This window comes from Georhizobium sp. MAB10 (assembly GCF_045012825.1).
Taxonomy (GTDB): domain Bacteria; phylum Pseudomonadota; class Alphaproteobacteria; order Rhizobiales; family Rhizobiaceae; genus Georhizobium; species Georhizobium profundi.
Genome location: NZ_CP118314.1, coordinates 1,893,625 through 1,912,503, shown reverse-complemented (window position 1 = coordinate 1,912,503; position 18,879 = coordinate 1,893,625). Strand labels below are relative to the sequence as shown.

Here is an 18,879-nt window from a genome sequence, read left to right as displayed (position 1 = left end):
CCATACTGAACGCCTCCGTCACATCCTGAACACGCCGAAGCGCGTTTCCTCGATGGGCGCGTTGAGCGCTGCCGAAAGTGAAAGCGCGAGCACGTCTCGCGACTTGGCGGGATCGACGATGCCATCGTCCCAAAGCCGTGCAGAGGCATAGAGCGGGTGCCCCTGCGCCTCGAACTGTTCGATGATGGGGCGCTTGAACTCTGCCTCATCGTCGGCTGGCCAGTCGCGACCCTGCCGCTCCAGCCCGTCGCGGCGGACCGTTGCGAGCACGCCCGCCGCCTGCTCGCCGCCCATCACGGAGATGCGGCTGTTCGGCCAGGTCCAGAGGAAGCGCGGTGAGTAGGCGCGGCCCGACATGCCGTAATTCCCGGCCCCGAACGATCCGCCGACCAGCATGGTGATCTTCGGCACCTTCGTCGTCGCGACGGCGGTGACGAGCTTCGCGCCATCCTTGGCGATGCCGCCCGTTTCGTATTTCTGACCGACCATGAAACCGGTGATGTTTTGCAGAAAGACCAGCGGAATGCCGCGCGCGGAGCAGAGCTCGACGAAATGCGCGCCCTTCAGCGCGCTTTCGGAAAAGAGCACGCCATTGTTGGCGATGATGCCGACCGGCATGCCGTGGATATGCGCAAAGCCGCAGACGAGCGTTGTGCCGTAGCGCGCCTTGAACTCGTCGAAACGCGAACCGTCGACGATGCGCGCGATCACTTCGCGGATGTCGTAGGGCGTGCGCAGCCCGACCGGCACGATCCCGTGAATTTCCTCGGGATCGTAAAGCGGCGGTTCCGGCGCTTGTAGCGCGACGGTTTGGGGCTTGCGGGCGTTGAGATTTGCGACGGCACGGCGCGCGAGGGCAAGCGCATGCGCATCGTTTTCGGCCAGATGGTCCGCGACGCCCGAGAGCCGAGTATGAACGTCGCCGCCGCCCAGATCCTCCGCCGACACGATCTCACCGGTTGCGGCCTTCACCAGCGGCGGCCCAGCAAGGAAGATCGTGCCCTGATTGCGCACGATGATGCTTTCGTCCGACATCGCGGGCACGTAAGCACCGCCCGCCGTACAGGAGCCCATGACGACCGCGATCTGGGCGATGCCCTTCGCAGACATGTTCGCCTGATTGAAGAAGATGCGACCGAAATGGTCCCGGTCCGGGAAAACTTCGTCCTGGTTCGGGAGATTGGCCCCACCAGAATCGACGAGGTAGACGCATGGAAGTCCGTTCTGCTCGGCGATCTCCTGTGCCCGCAGATGCTTCTTCACGGTCATCGGGAAATAGGTGCCGCCCTTCACGGTGGCGTCGTTGCAGACCACCATGACCTCGCGGCCTTCGACGCGCCCGATGCCCGTAATGACGCCCGCCGACGCGATGTCGCCGCCATACATGTCGTGCGCCGCGAACCGCCCGATTTCCAGGAAGGGAGAGGATGGATCGAGAAGCCGAACGATGCGCTCGCGCGGCAGAAGCTTGCCGCGCGCCGTGTGGCGTTCGCGCGCAGCCAGCGGCCCGCCCTCGCCGATGCGCTCGGCAATCTCCGCCGTCTCGGCCACGAGCTCCGCCATGCGCGCCCGGTTATCGCGGAAAGCCTCCGAGGCGGTCGACAACTTCGATTGAATGACGCTCATGGAAACCTCAGCGGATGAGTTCGATGCGGCAGCCGACCTTCAGGTCTGCCCATTTCCGATCGGCGGTGACCGCGGTCGCATTATCGCGGATTGCCAGCGCCAGGCAGGCACGGTCGCCAAGCGAGAGGCCTTGGTGACGCGTGAGGCTGCGAAGCTCACCGGCTAGCACAGCGAGGGTATCGTCGAAGGGTACACTCGGAACTTCAAAGTCGCGATAGTTTGCAAGAGCGAGATCTCTGTCCATCCCCCGATCCGCCTGTCGCGCAATAACTTCGACCACGTTGACGGTCGAAATAACTGCACCATTGAGCGCAGCGACAGCCTTCTCGATCCCCGGCTCCTGGAAGATGATGGCCAAGAGACAGGACGAGTCCAAAACCATCATTCGTCTTCGCCCCACATCGCCAGGCGTTCGGCCAGAAACTCGTCGACCACGCTTTCCCCGGGCTTCTTATATGGCGCGGACCGCTCCTGAATGCGCCGAATGTTGTCGAGATAGGAGCGCACACGCAGTTCGCCGTCTACAACATGGCAGATCAGCATTTCACCAGGCTTGATACCCATTTCGTCGCGCATGAATGCCGGAATGACAAAGCGCCCCCCCTCGCCGAGCTTAACGCGTTCGCGCTTGGGCGGCAGCTTCATGAGCTCTTCACGCAACGCCGCGTATTCGGCTTGCTGTTCTTCGGAGCCTCTAGGCGTGTCGCTGTCGGACATCTGCTGCCTCGCTGCTATGGCACGTTGTAATAAATATGCCATGACTCGGCAAACCTGCCAATCACGCCGTTTCCGCAAACATCTCCCTACCGATCAGCATACGGCGGATTTCGCTTGTTCCTGCGCCGATTTCGTAGAGCTTCGCATCGCGCAACAGGCGGCCGGTGGGATAGTCGTTGATGTAGCCGTTGCCGCCGAGCGCCTGGATTGCCTCAAGCGCCACCTGCGTCGCCTTTTCAGCCGCGTAGAGAATGCAGCCGGCGGCGTCCTTTCGGGTCGTCTCGCCGCGATCGCATGAGGCGGCGACAGCATAGACATAGGCACGGCAGGCATTGGTGATGGTGTACATGTCTGCGAGCTTGCCCTGCATCAGCTGAAACTCGCCGATCGCCGTGCCGAACTGCTTGCGCTCGTGGCTGTAGGGAACGACCACGTCGAGCGCCGCCGCCATGATGCCGAGCGGGCCACCGGCAAGCACCACACGTTCATAGTCGAGGCCCGACATCAGGATCCGGACGCCCTGCCCCTCTTCCCCGAGCACGTTCTCGAACGGCACTTCGCAGTCTGCGAAAACGAGTTCGCAGGTGTTGGAGCCGCGCATGCCGAGCTTGTCGAGCTTCTGCGCGGTGGAAAAGCCGCTCATCGTCTTCTCGATCAGGAACGCCGTGATGCCACGCGGGCCGGCGGCAGGATCGGTCTTGGCGTAAACGACGAGCGTATCGGCATCCGGACCATTGGTGATCCACATCTTGTTGCCGTTGAGCACGTAGCGGTCGTTCTTCTTCTCTGCCCTGAGCTTCATCGAGACGACATCCGAGCCCGCACCCGGCTCAGACATCGCGAGCGCGCCGACATGCTCGCCCGAGCAGAGCTTCGGCAGATAGGCTTCCTTCTGCGCAGTGGTCCCCCAACGGTTGATCTGGTTGACGCAGAGATTGGAATGCGCGCCGTAGCTCAAGCCTACCGAGGCAGATGCCCGCGAAATCTCCTCCATCGCGATCACATGGGCGAGATAGCTCATGCCCGTCCCGCCGAAATCCGGATCGGCCGTCATGCCGAGAAGGCCGAGCGCCCCCATCTCCTGCCAGAGATGAGCCGGGAACTCGTTCTTGCGGTCGGTTTCGTCCGCAACCGGCGCGATTCGGTCGCGCGCAAATCGCCTCACCGTCTCGCGAAGCTGGTCGATCTCCTCGCCGAGACCGAAATTCATGCCGCTGTCGAACATCGCCGCATCCTCCCTGATGCGATGAAGGAGTACCCGGCCATCGCCGATGCGGCAATGCGTGATGCCAAAACGCTCCGGTGCATCGCATTGCTGAACGGCTTCATCGATGCGGAATTCTCCTCTTCGCCGCTTAATCCCGCTTTGGGACGCCGGGCCCGATCATCCCCATGCAGAAATGGTTCTGCGTCACCTGCTTGCAGGCGGCAACTCCGAAGTCTCCCGTCGCATCAAAGCGGCGGGAGACGAGCCAAACGATGGAATTCTGGATCGATGCGCCTGCACCTGACGGCACTGCTGATGGCGACGGTGGCGGGCGGCGGCGGCCTGGCAACGGCGCAGGAACAGACCGTCGTCCGCGAAGATGCGGTGACCGGCGCCAAGAGCACAGCGACGATCCTCCAGGAAATGATCGTCACCAACAATGCCTTGGACGGTCCTTTTGCAGTGACCGACACGATCTTCCACCTGCGCGGCGCGCTTGCCCATGAGCGGGACACAGCGATCGGCAAAATCGACCTCGGCATCACGCTCGAGACATTCGAGCATCGAGACGTTGAATTCGAGACCGATCGCAGCGCCAATGTCACCGCCGCATTGACCCGCGAGATCGGCGAGCTGTTCGTGCTGAAGACGTCGCTTGGCTATCTGGCGGAGAGCACCGGAGACGATCTCGATCTCGGCGCCGTCATCATCGGAACGCGCACATTCGGCCAGACTTTCGCGGGCGAGATCGACCTGCGCGGCCAGCTTACACCGCGCACCGCGATGGCCGTCGTGCTTTCCGGCAGCCATGAGGATGTTTCCGATGCGAAGCTCGACGCAGGGCTCGGCACACTAAGGCTTTCGCCGGATGTGAACCGCGCACGCACCGGCTTGATCGTCACCCATGCTTTGCCGGCCATGGTGCTGCGCCTCACCGGGCGGTTCGACGTCGTCGACATACCTGAAGACGACGCCTTCGCGGTCGGCTCACGCGCTGTCACGCTGACGACCGGAGCCACTCTTCCCAATGTTCTGGGCTTTGCCGTCGATGGCGAAGCTGGCTTCACCCATGTCTCTGACGCAATCGGCTTCACGGATCGCGTCTATCCCGTCTACGCACTCACAGTCGAACGGCGGCTTTACGGAATATCGGCAAGCTTCAGCCTCAAGGGCTCGATCAACACCGTCGACACGGACGATCCGCTGGGTTCCTACGTCCATCGCGCCGAACTGGAACTGTCGCGACCGGTGATCGAGCGATTGACCGGCAGCATCGGCATCTTCGGCGAGTTGCGCGACAATCTGGCGATCGGCAACGAGGAAGAGGCGTCGGGCATCTACGTCGCTCTTGCCTTCGATCCCACCTCTCGCATTTCGTTTCTCATGCGGGTCGATGTCAGCGAGATCAATCGAACCGTTTTCGACATCCGCGAGAGCACGGTATCCGGCACGTTCGGCGTGCGCGTCAGCCTTTGAGCTGTGGAAACGGCAAGGGCCGGACGCGAAGCTTGTTTCGCTTCGCGTCCAGCTTTCTTCAGTGGGTAACGTGTCCCCGTCGAAATCTATCGATGCCGCTGTCCGGCCCGGCGATGGAGACGCATTGCCCGCTCAGGCGATAGGGCCTAGCGGCGCAGAAGCCGCTTGACCGGGCCGTTCTGCGAGCCCTTCTGCAGGATCCCGTTGTCACCGCCGAGGATATTGACGCCGGACAGGATGCCGTTGCCATTGAGCAGGCCGTTGCCGTTCAGGATCGAGTTGCGGCTGAGGTCGTTGCCGCTCGCGATCGCTGCACCATTGAGGATGCCGCCGTTCAGCACACCGCCGACATCGACGCTGGGCGAAACGTTCAGCAGCTGCTTGTTGGTCGAGGTGTAGCTCTGGCTGCCATAGCCGCCGCCCTTGCCCCAGCCGCCGGCATGGGCAGCCGTGGCAGTGGTGGCTGCGAGCAGCGATACGACGACGAGCTTGATTGCACTGTTCATGGATACTCTCCTCACTCAGGGTTGAATTACTTGCAGACAACAACTCCTGATGTGAGAACGCCACGATGATGCCGATCTGGCAACCGGCAACAGCAGAACAGCGCGCATAACGGAATATTAAGCATAATCTTCGTGCTTAATATTCTGCATACAGCAAAGAGAACCTCCGAGATCACGCATGAATACAAGCAATTCGATTAAATATTGAATCATCTGACAAAAGAAATCGGCGCAGCGGTCAGGCTGCGCCGAAGGTGGCCGTGGGGCGGGGAATATCGGCTGAGGATTGAGAAGTGGCGCAGTTCGCGTTCAGCGCGCTGCGGCGTATCGGGCGGCACGCATGTGCAGCTTCAATGCCGAAGCTTCGTTGGCGGCGGAAAGCAGCGAACCGACGGTCACATCGGCGATGCCGCCCGTCTCGGTCGGACGGCAATAGACCGTAATCGCGGCACAGGCCTCGCCGCGCGCATCGAGAACGGGGGCAGCGATCGTTGCCGTCATGCTGCCTGGCGCTGGCGGAAGCGCCGCATAGCCACGGGTGCGAACCCCCATTGCAATTGCATTCGCGTCGATCGCGCTCCCGGTCTGCACCATGGCCGTTTCGCGGGCGACCAGATCGCGTGTCGCGTGCATCGGCAGGAAGGCCATGAAGACCTGTCCCGCGGCCGAGGCTGTCAGTGGTTGCGTTGCGCCGAGGCGAACCGGGGAGACCAGCCGGGTAACGGGTTGCTCCGCCCAGATGCAGATCGGCCCGGCAGGCCCCATCACATCGATGCTCACGGCCACATCGAGCCGCTCGGCCAACGCCCGCACCGTGTCGCAAGCGCGCACGACAGGATCAGTGTTCTCGAGTGCTTCAAGCCCAAGCGCGATCGCCGTGGCGCCCAGCCCGTAAAGCCGCGTGCGCGGATCCTGCACGATCATCCCCTCCTGGATGAGACTGCGCAGATAGCGATGCGCCTTGCTGGGCGGCAGTTTCGATTGATACGCGATCTCCTTCAGCGTCAACGCCGCTCGTCTGCCCACGAAGGCTTGAAGAATCGAGAATGTGACGCCCACCGACTTGATCACCATGACATGCCCCTCAAATTGTGCCTCGCTCGCAATACAACCATTAACTGCATTTCGCGTTAATGCAACCTTAGCGGATGCTGATCTGCCAATTCAACGATTTGCAACGCATGGCCTCATGCGCAACAATATGCAATCTGAAGTAGAATAATGGTTTCCCACAACTGGCATCATGGGCCCATTCAATGGATGGGACCGCCATGCTTCACAAAGGACTTTTCTTGCGATGCCGAAAGGGAGGTGCGGCGATCGAATTCGCCATCGTCGCGCCGCTGTTTATCCTGACGCTCCTGACGCTGGTGGCCTACGCCATCTATCTCAACACCGCCCATGCCGTGCAGCAGATCGCGGCAGATTCGGCCCGCATTGCCGTTGCCGGCCTAAACGAGGAGGAAAGGCTGCATCTTGCGCGCAGCTATGTATCCTCCGCTGCGATCTCCTACCCGTTCATCGATGCAGCGATGATGGACGTGGATGTCGGGGATGACCCGGAACCGGGACAGTTTACCGTGCGCCTTTCTTATGATTCCGCCGGCCTGCCGATCTGGAACCTCTTCACCTTCACCATGCCCGAGACGCGGATAGAACGGTACGCGACGATCCGGATCGGAGGCATCTGAGATGGCTGCAGGGAGGACGTTTCTGGCGCGTCTTGCAGCGAACCGGCGCGGCAACGTGGCGATGATCGCGGCAGGTGCCCTGCCGCTCGTTGCCGGATCGCTGGCTCTTGCCGTCGATTACGGCAAGCTCACGCTGGAGCGGCGCACGCTGCAGCAGCATGCCGACCTCGCAGCGATCATCGCCGCATCCAACGCAACAGACCGCATGGGCGCCGTGCGTCAATATCTCGCTTCCAACAATCTCGACTACGTGATCGCCGTCGAAAACGGCTTCGTCGACATCGAGGGGAAGCATCTGGCGACCGTGCCCGACGATCGGCAGGGTATCCTGCGGATCGAGCCAGGTGTGTATCAACCTTCATCCGAACTGGAGGTCGGTGCACGCTTTCGTGCAGTGGATGCCACGGCGACATCGAACGCCGCGCGCGTCGAGATAAGTAGCCCGGGCACCTTGCATTTTGCGGCGCTCTTTTCGCAACCGCCGCGGCTGAGCGCAGTGGGCACAGCACATGCCTCCGCACAGGCTGCGTTCTCCATCGGCTCGCGGCTCGCCAGCCTCAACGATGGCATCGCGAACCAGGTTCTTGGCGCCATGCTCGGGTCGCGCATCGACCTGAAGCTGATGGATTATAACGCGCTGGCCAGCGCCGACATCTCGCTGCTTTCCTTCATGGATGCGCTTGCCACCAATCTCTCATTGGATGCCATCACTTACGACGAGCTTTTGAATCGTTCTGTCAGCATCGGTCGCATGGCGACGGTCCTTTCCTCGCTCGAAGGTCTGTCGCCACAGGCATCTGCCGCACTGCGGTCCCTGGTGACGGCGCTCGGCACCAAGGAGACACCAATCGCGCTTTCGGCGTTTCTGGATGCAGGACCGGTGGGCCGCGCAGCTGTCGGCGCAGCACAGGGCCTGGCCGTGAAGGCCAATGCGCTCGATATCCTGTCGGCCATGGCTTCCATCGCCGGCGCTGGCCGCCAGATCGCACTCGATGTCGACCAGACGCTGCCGGGGCTTGCCTCCGTTTCGCTGAAGCTCGCGGTCGGCCAGCCACCGGAAGGCAGCGCCTGGATTGCCATCGGCGAGCGGGGCGCAACCGTCCGAACCGCGCAGACGCGCCTTTCCCTCGATGTGAAGGTGCTCGGCACGGGCGCCATATCGGCCTTGCATGTGCCGCTTTATCTGGAAGTTGCCTATGGCGAGGCGACGCTGTCGTCTATCGACTGCGGTGCCACCCGCTTGCCTCGCAGCGTCACCTTAGACGCTCGTCCCGGCGTCCTCGAAGCCGCGATCGGCAAGGTCACCGCATCATCCTTTACGGATTTCACCCGCGACCCGACGGTTGCCAAGGCCGCTCTCGTCGATCTGCTGCTGCTCAAAGTGAAGGCGGCCGCCCATCTCGAAGCCGCCAATATCGACACGACGGCGCTTCGCTTCTCCGGCGACGATATCGCCAGGGGCGCGACAAGGACGGTCAATACGCGCGATCTCACCCGCTCACTGACACTGTCTCTCCTGGAGCGGCTGCAGCTGGAGGTCGATATTCTCGGCCTGGGTCTCGGTCTCGGCAACGTTCAAGCCGTCACAAAGCTCGTCACATCCCTGCTCGCAGGGGTGAGCGCGCCGCTCGACCAGGTTCTGCATTCCACGCTGCGGTCCGTAGGCGTTTCGGTCGGCGAAGCGGATGTCCGCGTGACGGGCGCCGAATGCAATCGCGCCGTGCTCGTTCAATAAGGTCTACGCGTTGAGTGCGCGGCTGGCGGCTTCCACATTCTGGGCAAGGTGGTGCGGGTCGATCGTCCCGACGACCAGAGACGACACGCCGGGATGACCGAGGATCATCCGGAAGCTTTCGGCAACCGGATCGTCGCTTTGCGAAACGGCATGGCCGGAGGCGAGCGGCTTCTTGATGAGAACACCCTTGCCGCTGATCGCTGCCGCGTCGATGACCGGCAATTCGTCCCGATAGGCGAGATTGTGCGTGACCATCACGCAGTCGCTTGCCGCAAGCGCACGCAGCCCGCCCTCAATGGTTTTCGTCGACATGCCCGTCGCGCGGATCTTGCCCTGCGCCTTGAGGCGCTCCAGCGTATCCAGCGCGCCAAACCGGTCGATCACATCGAGATCGTCGCCATTTGAGTGAATGAGCACGATGTCCAGCCGGTCCGTTCCAAGCTGCTTCAGGCTCCGCTCGACGCTCAGCGTGATGTGTTCGCGCGAAAAGACATAGTGGCTTTGTCCGCTGGCCACGTCGAATTCCTCGCCGGCCTTGGAGCAGATCAGCCATTTGTCGCGCTGGCCTTTGAGCAGCGCACCGAGCCGCTCCTCGGACGTGCCATAGGCCGGCGCCGTATCGATGAGGTTGATGCCGAGATCGGCAGCGAGCGCCAAGAGTGACGCCGCCTCCGCATCGCTCGGCAGCCGGAACGGCTTCGGCAGTTTCAGCCCTGCCGTGCGGCCGAACTTGACTGTGCCGAGCGCGATCGGGCTGACGCGCAGCCCCGTGGTGCCAAAGTCTCTCAAGTCCATTGGATCGTCTCTTTCCAGGGCAAGCGCGCAATTTTGGGTCGCGGCAGGTCGGAAAGGCGGGACCAATCGACCGCGACTTGCGCACCCTCGCCCAACCGCGCACGAAGTTTGCCGAGCGCCAGTCGCGCGAGTTCCGGCGCCAGCGCCAGCTTCGTCGGCCAGGCGACGAGGCAATTGCCGACCTCTTCCAAAAACGCGCCATCCGGACGCGCACCGCCCGGCTGCAGCGGTTCGGCGCGATCGATGCGCAGCGTCGCCCATTCGGCTTGGAACGGCCGAAGCTGCGGCAGGAGCCGGTCGATCGTCTCGCGGGCCACAGCGATCTGCTGATCTTCCGTTCTCTCCACGCCCGTTTCAGCGAGCCCGCCGCCGAGATACCAGACGACGTGGCCATCGCTCGACGGATGGCTCGTCACGGTGAGGAGCGGGCTGCTGGACATGCCAATGCAGTGGCCGAAAAGCGGAAGATCGACCGTGTGGCGTGCCACCACCATGTGCAGCGGCCGCCGCTGCAATTGCGGGCGTACGATGTTGAGGCGCGCGGCAAGAGCCTCGTGGCCGGCACCGGATGTCAGGATAAGAGCACGCGGCTTGAGAACGAGCCCGTTCTCAAGGCTGATGCTGCTGACATTGCCGGCATCATTGAAACCATATGACATCGTCTCGGCGGCAGCGCGGATGATGCGATCCTTGAGCGGTGCTGCCAGTGTCTCAACCAGCGAAGGCATGTCGAGCACGAACTCGTTGAGACGATAGACCGACCCACTCGCATCCGGCAGTTGAAAGATAGAGGGTTTGTCTTGGTCGTCGACGCGGTCGACGCGGGAGCGCATGGCCTTACTCGCGAAGAACGACGTCACCTGCGATGTCAGCGATCCGGCAGACCAGAGATAGGTGGCATCGGAAAGCTCCCGCACGCCTTGGAGATCGAGCTCGCCTCGACCCTTCAGGCAATCGCGCCAGAGGTCCGGCATGCGGCCGATCGCATCGGCAGCAGGCGTCATCGCACCGCTCAGCGCGTATTTCGTGCCCCCATGGATGATGCCCTGGGCGTATCGGGTCTGCCCACCACCAAGCGCGGTCTTCTCGATCAGCACCGCGCTCAGGCCATCCTGTGTCGCGCGATTGAGGAGCCAGAGACCGGCGACACCACCGCCGATGATGACCAGGTCGAGTTCCATCGGTTCGCTCATGCGCCGCTCTCCGCGATGACGTGTTCGGCGAAACGGGCCAAATCGTCGAAAATCAGTGTGTTTTCCGGGAGGCTCGACCGATCCTTTTCCGTTTTCAAGCCCTTGCCGGTTCGCACAAGCACCGGCCGAAAGTCGCGCGAAATGCCTGCCTGCAGGTCGCGCAGGCTGTCGCCGACGAGCCAGCGCTCATCGATGTTATGCGCGCCGAGCCGGTCCAGTATCTCATCGATCATCCCCGGCAGCGGCTTGCGGCAGGCGCAGCCGTCGCCTGGCTCATGCGGGCAAAAGGCGATGTGTGCGATCGCGCCGCCCGCCTCTGTCACCGCCTCCTCCATGCGCCGATGGATGGCCTGAAGCGTCTCGAGCGAGAGATAGCCCCGCGCGATGCCGGACTGGTTCGTGGCAACCGCGATGGTGTAGCCGGCCTGGGCCAGCCTGGCGATTGCATCGATGCTGCCTTCGATCGGCCGCCATTCGTCGACGGACCGGATGAAGGCATCCGAATCATGATTGATGACGCCGTCGCGATCGAGGATGACGAGCTTCATGACGTGGCGAACCGCCGGTCCATGTCTTCGCAGATCCAATGCCCGATGAAGAGATGCGCCTCCTGCACGCGCGCCGTTTCACTCTCCGGCACGGCGAGAAGATGATCGGCCGTTTCGGCAAGCTTGCCGCCGCCCCTGCCCGTCCATGCCCATCCCGCAGCACCGACGGACCTGGCCGCAGCGAGACCGGCCATGATGTTTGCGCTATTGCCCGATGTGGAGATGCCGATCACCGTGTCGGCGGGGCCGCACAGAGCCTCCACCTGACGGGCAAACACCGTTTCGAAGGCGTAGTCGTTGCTGTGCGCCGTCAGGATCGAGGTGTCGACCGTCAGCGCGAGAGCCGGCAGCGGTCGTCGTTCAGCCCGGTAGCGCACGACGAACTCCGCGGCCAGATGCTGGCTGTCGGCCGCACTTCCGCCATTGCCGAAGAACACGACCTTGCCGCCCGAGCGGATCGAGCGCTCGATCTGGTCGGCCAGAGCCACGACCTGGGCCTCCAGCGCGCCCAATTCCGCAAACAGGCGCCGATGCCGTTCCAGCGCGTCGAGAAATGACATGAATGGCTCCCGATGATGCCGCCTTCTGGGGGCGCGAGACAGTTAACTGCCACGCGAAGTCGGTGCAAGCCGCGCTGCTTGCGTTGCGATTGCCGCGACACTGGTGCTATCGAGTGTTTCGGGCATAGATCCAGCGCCATTGTCGCGCCCGTTGCAATTGGTAGAGCCGAGATGCGAACCGTTCCAAGACCACACTGCATCGCCTGCGGCAGCTCGGGGACCGAGCTCTACAAGGATCTGCCAGACAGGCTTTTTTCCGCGCCCGGCACGTGGACGATCAAGCGCTGCGACAATGCCCAGTGCGAGACACTGTGGCTCGACCCGGCGCCGGCCCCGGAGGATCTGGGCGAGATTTACGGCGATTACTTCACCCACGGCAAGTCGGATCGGAAGCTTTCGAAAGCCAAGAGGGCTTATCTCGAAACGCGGTATGGCGCGAAGCCCACGGGCGCAACCGATCGCCTTCTGGCTGCGCTATTCGCCACTCGGCGCCGGCGCAAGATGGAGATCGACGATCAGGTTTTTCATCTGAAGCGCGGTTCAGGACCGCAGCGCGTGCTGGATGTCGGGTGCGGCAGCGGCGATGCGCTCTGGACGCTGTCGGAGCTCGGCTGGGAAACCGTCGGTGTCGAATTCGATGCGAAGGCGGCCGAAGCTGCTCGCGCCAAAGGCCTGACTGTCCATGTCGGCGATATCACGGAGCAGAATTTTGCCGATGCATCGTTCGATGCCGTGACGCTCAGCCATGTGATCGAGCATCTGCCCGATCCACACACGACGCTGAGAGAATGCCACCGCATTCTCAAGCCCGGTGGCTCGCTGACGATGCTGACGCCAAACGCTGGCGGCCTTGGGCATCGCATTCACAAGGTCGACTGGATGGCGCTCGATCCGCCCCGCCATCTCAACATCTACACCGTCGACAGCATGAAGCGGCTTGTGGCCGATTGCGGCTTCGCCAATGCCGAGGTCACCAGTTCCGCATCGGGATCCGACCGGATCGCGATGACGAGCAGCGCGATCAAGAAAGCTGGCCACGCCGACCTTGGCGCGAAGCCCGGGTTCCTCGTCAAGCGCATCGCCCGCCTGCAGCATGCGCTCCAGGCGGGATTGGTGAAGGTGAACGGCAAGCTGGGCGATCAACTGGTGGTCAAGGCTTGGAAGACATAGAAGCGCAGCGCGAGCCGCAAACTGTCGAAACGCGCGGTGCCGTCCACCGGCTCGACATTGCGATCGCGATCTTTCGTCTCGAGCCTGCCGGCGGGCTGGAGATCCACGCGCTCCGCCTTGCCGAAGACCTGGCCGCGCGCGGCCACCGCGTGACGATGGTGACCACCCGAGCCACGCAGGTCCCGTCGGGGATCGAACTGCATCGGATTGAGCCACGCGGCTTCACCAACCATGGGCGGATCGCTGCTTTCGCGCAGGACATGGCCCGGGAGACGGCGGGGAAGTTCGATCTCGTCATCGGCTTCCAGCGCATGCCTGGGCTCGACGTGCTCTTTTGCGGCGACTGGTGTTTTGCCGACCGGAACCGGCAGTGGTGGAAGGCCCTTTCGCCGCGCGCCAGAACGCTCGGAGCGCTCGAAAGGGCCTGCTTCGGACGCGGCAGCGACACGCTGCTGCTCCTGCTCGCCAAACCGCAGGCCGAAGCTTACCGGCGCAATTACGATACCGAACCGGAGCGCATCATCATCCTGCCGCCGACGCTCGATGCGAAGCTGATACCGCACAACATCGATGTCTCGGAACGCGCTGCCTTGCGGGCAACACTTCGCTATCGCCCTGACGAGATCGTATGGCTCTGGCTCGGCCTGCATCCGCACACCAAAGGGCTTGATCGGGCGGTCGAAGCTTTGGCGCTCACGCCGGCCGCGCGGCTCGTCGCTTGCGGGCCTGATCCGGAAGGCCGGAAGATTGAGATCATCGGAAAAAAGGCGCAAGCTCTCGGCATCGCTGACAGATTGACCTTGCACGGCCTGACCAAAGGCGACGCGCTGAAGGATCAGCTGCGCGCCGCGGACCTTTTGATGCATCCGGCCAGGCTGGACGTGACAGGCATGGTCATCGCCGAAGCGCTCGCCGCCGGCCTTCCCGTCATCGCCACCGCCAACTGCGGCTTCGCGCCACTCGTCGAAGAAGCAGCAGCGGGCATCGTCGTGTCGTCGGAGGCATCACCGCGCGAGCTGGCCGAAGCAGGCTCAGCCGATAAGGCGACACTCACGCGCTGGTCGCAATCCGCCAAAGACTATGTCGCGCGAACCGATTTGAGCACGGGCATGGCCGTCGCAGTCAAAGCCATCGAAACACTTGCACGCCGAAAGCGATCGCAACCGTGAGCGCCGGTCTTTTCATCGTCGCACCGAACAATGTCCCGCAAACGTCCGGGTCCGACGATCTCGCAAAGCTGACGGCACTTCTGGAGACGAGGCCTGAACAGTACATCGCGGTGCCAGCCGGATCGGCGGTCGCGGCTTGCGCCCAAGCCAAATCAGTCATGCTGGATCGTCTCGCAACGTATCCCGTGGATCTTCTCATAGCCGTCGATGGTGCTGGCCGGCGCGAACGACGCATGCTGGTGACGGAGGGACTGCGATTCCTCGACCCGACGGCGGAACTGCCGGTCGTGATGAATCGGCTGTCGGCACTTGCGGCCCTCAAGAAGCCGGTCGTGGCCGCTTGCGGTGAGAATTGGCGCTGGGCTCTGGTGCGCGCTATCGCCGAAATGGGCCGGCTTGAGGCACTGATCACCGGGCTCAAGCTGCCGAAGCGGCCTCTACCGGTCGTGCCGATGGCCCTGCTCGATCTGTTTGCAAATGGCGGAACGGAAAGCCGGCCAGCTCCGCGCATCCTCGTCGTCGGCCGTATCGAGGCCTCCGTCAGCCTCTATTTCGATGGCCTTCCGCCTGAGACTGCGAGCATGCTGCGCTTCATCGAAGCCGAAGCCCTGGTCGCGAATATCGCGTTGCTTGAAACGGTCGACGCGATCATCATCGTGCGCGATCTCGAACGCTGCCACGACCTTGGCCTTCTCAGCGTGATGGCCCAGCTTGAAATTCCGCGGGTCTGGTTCATCGACGACAATCCGTTGGTACTGGCGCGCGAGGATTATCACTGGGCCTTTTACACCAGAGAACGACTCACCCGCCTGCTTGAGGGCTTTGCCGGCATTTTCGCCTCGACCGATGCGCTTGCAGACGCCCTACGGCACCTGCACCAGCAGGTTACCGTCTTCCCGCCTGTGCTGGATCGCCGTCTCATTTCGCCAGCTGAGCCCGTGTCGGAAGAGCTGACGGTCGCGCTCGCCGGCGGCGGGTTTCGTTCTGAAGCGTTTCAGCGAGATATTCTCCCCGCACTGCATGCCGTGCAAGCCGACAAGCCCGTTCACCTGGTGGCGCCAAAGAGCTTTGCCGCCCCGCCGCAACAAATGCCGAAAACAACGTTCCTTGAGCCCAGGCAGTCCTTTCCCCAATTCGTCCGCGCATGGCGACAAGGAAAGCCCAACGTCCTCGTCCACCCCAGATCGGCGACGGAAAACGCGCCCCACAAGACGCCCAATGCCTTGCTTGTCGGGCTTTATCTGGATGCGGTGCCGATCGTTCACGCCGATGAACCAGCTTATGTCGCCTTGCCCGAGCACCCGGGTTTCGTGAAGGCTCGGACCGGAAGGGAGTACCAAGCGGCGTTTACCGAGCTGATGGACCCAGTCGCACGTCGTACACGCCTTGCAGCACTGCTTGAGCTTTGCGAAAGCCTCTTCGGTGGAAAAACCAATGAAGCGGCGTTGGTGAGGTTCATGGGATCAAGCCGACCGCCCCTACCGATAACCAAGGCCTTGAAGCTCGGTCTTCCCTTCCGCCGCGCAGCGGGACGCATCGACCGCCTTTTCCGTCAGGCGCGGCATAAGCTGCGCCGCTGATCGCCTGCTATTTCTTCTTGGCCACGCCGGGGTCGTCAGAATCGAGCGGCCAAGTCGCGTCACCCTCTTCCTTGCCCGAAAAGACACGCGGATCGGCGCTGGCGACGCCGTTATTGTCGGAATGGCGCTTGCCCTTGGCAAACTGCCCGGAAATTTCCTTGCTGCGGGTTTTGGGCTCCGCCCCAGCCGTCTTTGGCGTTTTTGCGCTCGTGGCCATTGTGGTCTCCCTGCTCTGGCTTCGCCAATCGCGCCTGAGGTCAGCGTCCGCCATTCACGCAAACGAAAGGCCGTCCGTAAAGCGGCCGGTTCGCCATCACTTGTGCCAGTGCGTGCAGCGGCGGTTGCGGGCTTTCATCGGGGTTCGGGTTGGGCATCTCGTCCGGCAGCCTGTCGGGTTCCGGCTCCTGGATCGGCGGCTCTTCGGGCAGCGGCGGCTGGTTTGGCTCTTCGTCTGGCCTGGTAGGTCTTGCTGGATCGGACACAAGCGGTCTCCTTTGTCGCTTATGCCTCCAATTGGCGAGCGGCCGAACTGTTCCGGTATGTCCGTTCAAATTTAATGATCGGTCCGGTCAGCTTTGCCCGATCTCCCCGATCAACCACGCGCGAAACGCGGTAACGGCGGGGTTGCTGCGCGAGCGCTCCGGCGAGATCAGCGCATAGGTTTCGCCGGTCACCAGCCGATGGGGTGACGCGGCAACAAGCGTGCCGCGGTCGAGCGCGTCGCGTGCAATGAGTTCCGGAATGAGCCCGACGCCGAGACCAGCGGCGGCGGCATCGAGAATCATGTCGAAATGATCGAAGCGCGCACCGCGGGTCATCCGGCGCGGATCGAGCTCCCGTTCGCGAAACCAGTCGAGCCAAAGCGTCGGCCGCGTGGACTGTTGCAGCAGCGGCAGTTGCTGAAGGTCGCGATCATCGAGGCTCGCGCCTTTGGCAAGAACACGCGGCGATGCGACGATCACCATCTCTTCCCGCAAGAGAGCCACGAGATCGGCGCCCGGCGGCTCGTGCTGGCTGCGCATGATTGCCACGTCGAAAGCTTCCTGTGCGAAATCGACCGGCCGAAGCCGCGCCGCGATATCGAAGTTCACGTCCGGCATGGTAGCGGAAAATGCCGCCAGCCGCGGGATGAGCCAGCTGCGGCCGATGCTCGGCAGCACCGCCAACCGCAGCACGGAAGAAGCGCCGCCGAACGCAATCGCCGAGGCAGACGCGTTACGCAAATCGTCCAGGAGCGGCTCGGCGCGCTCGAGCAGTACGCCGCCCGCGCGCGAAAGCACGAGCCGGCGCCGCACTCGCTCGAAGAGAAGAACGCCGAGGCGATCTTCCAGAGACGAGAGCGAGCGCGAAATGGCGCTCTGAGTCAGATTGAGATGTTCGGCCGCCTGCACCGTCGTGCCGAACCGCGCGCAGGCAACGAAGGCCTCCAGTTCGCCCACGCTCGGTACATAGCCCTTCGACATCGCTCGCCCCTCTTCTAACCGCCGGTGATCATATTTGCGCATAGGGAATAGGCGATCGGACGCGCGCCGCACCATGCCTGCTAGCACTATAGCCGCAAATCGAATGTTCGCGTCACATGGGTTGATGAGAAATCATCATTTTCTTTGGCTTGCCGCATCGCTTACAAATAACTCCAGATTTGCACGCGATGCATAAGGAGGATTTCCGATGACCGAAGCTTTGAAGGCAAAAGATCGCCCGGACGGCGCTGCTGGGTTCCAGTGGGACGACCCGTTCCTGATTGATGATCAGCTGACCGAAGACGAGCGGATGATCCGCGATGCGGCGGCAGCGTTCGCCGCTGACAAGCTCGCGCCGCGTGTCGAGCAGATGTACATGAACGAGGAAAGCGATCCGTCGATCTTCCGCGAAATGGGTGAGAACGGCCTGCTCGGCGTCACCGTGCCGGAGGAATTCGGCGGTGCGGAAGCCTCCTATGTTGCCTACGGTCTCGTTGCCCGCGAAGTCGAGCGTGTCGATTCCGGCTTCCGCTCCATGATGAGTGTCCAGTCGTCGCTCGTCATGTATCCGATTTACGCCTATGGCGATGACACGCAGCGCCGCAAGTACCTGCCGAAACTCGCCTCGGGCGAATTCATCGGCTGCTTCGGCCTGACCGAGCCCGATGCCGGTTCCGATCCCGGCGGCATGAAGACGCGCGCCAAGAAGATCGATGGCGGCTATCTCCTCTCCGGCTCGAAGATGTGGATTTCCAATTCGCCGATCGCCGACGTCTTCGTCGTCTGGGCGAAATCGGAGGCGCACGACGGCAAGATCCGTGGCTTCATTCTCGAAAAAGGCATGAAGGGCCTCTCCGCGCCGAAGATCGGTGGCAAACTCTCGCTGCGCGCGTCGATCACCGGCGAAATCGTCATGGACGGCGTGGAAGTGCCGGAGGAAAACCTGCTGCCGAACGTCTCGGGCCTGAAGGGTCCCTTCGGCTGCCTCAACCGCGCCCGCTACGGCATCTCCTGGGGCGTTCTCGGCGCGGCGGAAGATTGCTGGCACCGTGCCCGGCAGTATGGCCTCGACCGCAAACAGTTCGGCAAGCCGCTCGCCGGCACGCAGCTTTACCAGAAGAAGCTCGCCGACATGCAGACGGAGATCACACTCGGCCTGCAGGCGTCGCTGCGCGTCGGCCGCCTCATGGATGAAGGCCGCATGGCGCCGGAGATGATTTCGATCGTCAAGCGCAACAATTGCGGCAAGGCGCTCGATATCGCCCGCCAGGCACGCGACATGCATGGCGGCAACGGCATCCAGATCGAATACCAGGTCATGCGCCACGCGCAGAACCTCGAAACGGTCAACACCTATGAGGGCACGCACGACGTTCACGCGCTGATCCTTGGCCGCGCCCAGACCGGTATTCAGGCGTTCTTCTGATCATGACCCTAAGCAAC

General features: G+C 62.7%; 20 protein-coding genes. 7 read left to right on the top strand and 13 right to left on the bottom strand.

The genetic code is table 11. The features are described from left to right. Window positions 1–18: 18 nt before the first annotated feature. The 4 genes from PU133_RS08840 to PU133_RS08825 form a co-directional block, all read right to left on the bottom strand. On the bottom strand, window positions 19–1,626 hold the full coding sequence (locus PU133_RS08840) for a carboxyl transferase domain-containing protein (protein WP_404864328.1): 1,608 nt from the start codon (window positions 1,624–1,626) through the stop codon (window positions 19–21). Window positions 1,627–1,633: 7 nt separating this feature from the next. After that, entirely contained in the window at window positions 1,634–2,011 is a 378-nt protein-coding gene (locus tag PU133_RS08835; protein WP_404864327.1) for a type II toxin-antitoxin system VapC family toxin, read from the bottom strand. Then, complete coding sequence (locus PU133_RS08830; RefSeq protein WP_404864326.1) at window positions 2,008–2,343, bottom strand: AbrB/MazE/SpoVT family DNA-binding domain-containing protein; 336 nt, start codon at window positions 2,341–2,343, stop codon at window positions 2,008–2,010. Before PU133_RS08830 ends, PU133_RS08835 begins: the two co-directional genes overlap by 4 nt. A 61-nt stretch (window positions 2,344–2,404) precedes the next feature. Then, on the bottom strand, window positions 2,405–3,568 hold the full coding sequence (locus tag PU133_RS08825; protein ID WP_404864325.1) for an isovaleryl-CoA dehydrogenase: 1,164 nt from the start codon (window positions 3,566–3,568) through the stop codon (window positions 2,405–2,407). A 270-nt stretch (window positions 3,569–3,838) separates the two neighbouring features. Between PU133_RS08825 and PU133_RS08820 the strand changes: the two genes are divergently transcribed. Further along, window positions 3,839–5,026, top strand: coding sequence for a hypothetical protein (locus tag PU133_RS08820; protein ID WP_404864324.1), 1,188 nt, complete (start codon window positions 3,839–3,841; stop codon window positions 5,024–5,026). 146 nt (window positions 5,027–5,172) lie between these two features. Here PU133_RS08820 and PU133_RS08815 read toward each other — a convergent pair whose 3' ends face one another. Both PU133_RS08815 and PU133_RS08810 read right to left on the bottom strand, forming a co-directional pair. Then, window positions 5,173–5,532, bottom strand: a complete 360-nt coding sequence (locus PU133_RS08815; RefSeq protein ID WP_404864323.1) for a hypothetical protein — start codon at window positions 5,530–5,532, stop codon at window positions 5,173–5,175. A gap of 309 nt (window positions 5,533–5,841) precedes the next feature. Then, window positions 5,842–6,606, bottom strand: a complete 765-nt coding sequence (locus PU133_RS08810; protein WP_404864322.1) for an IclR family transcriptional regulator — start codon at window positions 6,604–6,606, stop codon at window positions 5,842–5,844. 197 nt (window positions 6,607–6,803) lie between these two features. Here PU133_RS08810 and PU133_RS08805 point away from each other — a divergent pair, with 197 nt between their 5' ends. After that, complete coding sequence (locus PU133_RS08805; RefSeq protein ID WP_404864321.1) at window positions 6,804–7,223, top strand: TadE/TadG family type IV pilus assembly protein; 420 nt, start codon at window positions 6,804–6,806, stop codon at window positions 7,221–7,223. 1 nt (window position 7,224) lies between these two features. Beyond that, complete coding sequence (locus PU133_RS08800; protein ID WP_404864320.1) at window positions 7,225–8,958, top strand: pilus assembly protein TadG-related protein; 1,734 nt, start codon at window positions 7,225–7,227, stop codon at window positions 8,956–8,958. Window positions 8,959–8,961: 3 nt separating this feature from the next. Here the strand turns inward: PU133_RS08800 and PU133_RS08795 are convergent, their stop codons facing one another. From PU133_RS08795 to PU133_RS08780, 4 genes are read right to left on the bottom strand one after another with little or no spacing between them, the layout of a single operon-like run. Next, a complete protein-coding gene (locus PU133_RS08795; protein ID WP_404864319.1) occupies window positions 8,962–9,753 on the bottom strand; it encodes an aldo/keto reductase in 792 nt (263 codons plus the stop codon). Then, complete coding sequence (locus PU133_RS08790; RefSeq protein ID WP_404864318.1) at window positions 9,744–10,946, bottom strand: FAD-dependent oxidoreductase; 1,203 nt, start codon at window positions 10,944–10,946, stop codon at window positions 9,744–9,746. The genes PU133_RS08795 and PU133_RS08790 overlap by 10 nt, the downstream gene beginning before the upstream one ends. Continuing rightward, window positions 10,943–11,494, bottom strand: coding sequence for a D-glycero-beta-D-manno-heptose 1,7-bisphosphate 7-phosphatase (gene gmhB / locus PU133_RS08785; RefSeq protein ID WP_404864317.1), 552 nt, complete (start codon window positions 11,492–11,494; stop codon window positions 10,943–10,945). The genes PU133_RS08790 and gmhB overlap by 4 nt, the downstream gene beginning before the upstream one ends. Continuing rightward, on the bottom strand, window positions 11,491–12,054 hold the full coding sequence (locus PU133_RS08780) for an SIS domain-containing protein (protein ID WP_404864316.1): 564 nt from the start codon (window positions 12,052–12,054) through the stop codon (window positions 11,491–11,493). The genes gmhB and PU133_RS08780 overlap by 4 nt, the downstream gene beginning before the upstream one ends. Before the next feature lie 171 nt (window positions 12,055–12,225). Here PU133_RS08780 and PU133_RS08775 point away from each other — a divergent pair, with 171 nt between their 5' ends. Genes PU133_RS08775 through PU133_RS08765 form a run of 3 tightly spaced genes read left to right on the top strand, consistent with a single transcriptional unit; the run spans window position 12,226 to window position 15,973 of the window. Then, the gene (locus PU133_RS08775; protein WP_404864315.1) at window positions 12,226–13,224 is read left to right on the top strand and encodes a class I SAM-dependent methyltransferase; all 999 of its coding nucleotides are present in this window, start codon (window positions 12,226–12,228) and stop codon (window positions 13,222–13,224) included. Next, window positions 13,212–14,393 (top strand): glycosyltransferase family 4 protein, encoded by a 1,182-nt coding sequence (locus PU133_RS08770; RefSeq protein WP_404864314.1) that lies wholly within the window; start codon window positions 13,212–13,214, stop codon window positions 14,391–14,393. Before PU133_RS08775 ends, PU133_RS08770 begins: the two co-directional genes overlap by 13 nt. After that, window positions 14,390–15,973 carry a hypothetical protein gene (locus tag PU133_RS08765; protein WP_404864313.1) on the top strand — a complete coding sequence of 528 codons (1,584 nt, stop codon included), beginning with the start codon at window positions 14,390–14,392 and terminating at the stop codon, window positions 15,971–15,973. The genes PU133_RS08770 and PU133_RS08765 overlap by 4 nt, the downstream gene beginning before the upstream one ends. 7 nt (window positions 15,974–15,980) lie before the next feature. Here the strand turns inward: PU133_RS08765 and PU133_RS08760 are convergent, their stop codons facing one another. The 3 genes from PU133_RS08760 to PU133_RS08750 form a co-directional block, all read right to left on the bottom strand. Beyond that, the gene (locus tag PU133_RS08760) at window positions 15,981–16,190 is read right to left on the bottom strand and encodes a hypothetical protein (RefSeq protein ID WP_404864312.1); all 210 of its coding nucleotides are present in this window, start codon (window positions 16,188–16,190) and stop codon (window positions 15,981–15,983) included. A 40-nt stretch (window positions 16,191–16,230) separates the two neighbouring features. Next, entirely contained in the window at window positions 16,231–16,455 is a 225-nt protein-coding gene (locus PU133_RS08755; protein WP_404864311.1) for a hypothetical protein, read from the bottom strand. A gap of 87 nt (window positions 16,456–16,542) precedes the next feature. After that, window positions 16,543–17,436, bottom strand: a complete 894-nt coding sequence (locus PU133_RS08750) for a LysR substrate-binding domain-containing protein (protein WP_404864310.1) — start codon at window positions 17,434–17,436, stop codon at window positions 16,543–16,545. A 208-nt stretch (window positions 17,437–17,644) separates the two neighbouring features. Between PU133_RS08750 and PU133_RS08745 the strand changes: the two genes are divergently transcribed. Then, the gene (locus PU133_RS08745; RefSeq protein WP_404864309.1) at window positions 17,645–18,862 is read left to right on the top strand and encodes an acyl-CoA dehydrogenase; all 1,218 of its coding nucleotides are present in this window, start codon (window positions 17,645–17,647) and stop codon (window positions 18,860–18,862) included. Window positions 18,863–18,879: the final 17 nt, after the last annotated feature.